The organism is Streptomyces sp. SID14478, from assembly GCF_010548525.1.
Taxonomy (GTDB): domain Bacteria; phylum Actinomycetota; class Actinomycetes; order Streptomycetales; family Streptomycetaceae; genus Streptomyces.
Genome location: NZ_JAAGMG010000868.1, coordinates 1 through 209, shown reverse-complemented (window position 1 = coordinate 209; position 209 = coordinate 1). Strand labels below are relative to the sequence as shown.

1 protein-coding gene is annotated in these 209 nt (G+C 75.1%); it reads left to right on the top strand.

What is annotated here, in order from left to right; all coding sequences use genetic code 11:
• The coding region (locus tag G3I40_RS28170) for a ketoacyl-synthetase C-terminal extension domain-containing protein (RefSeq protein WP_164305190.1) at positions 1-209 on the top strand (209 nt) is incomplete at both ends.

Here is a 209-nt window from a genome sequence, read left to right as displayed (position 1 = left end):
ATCAAGATGGTGCAGGCGCTGCGCCACGGCGTGCTGCCCCCGACACTGCACGCCGACCGGCGCACGTCCCAGGTCGACTGGACCGCGGGCGCGGTGGAGCTGCTGTCCGAGGCGCGCGCGTGGTCGACCGACGGGCGTCCGCGCCGGGCGGGCGTCTCCTCGTTCGGCGTGAGCGGGACGAACGCGCACCTGATCCTGGAGGAGGCGCC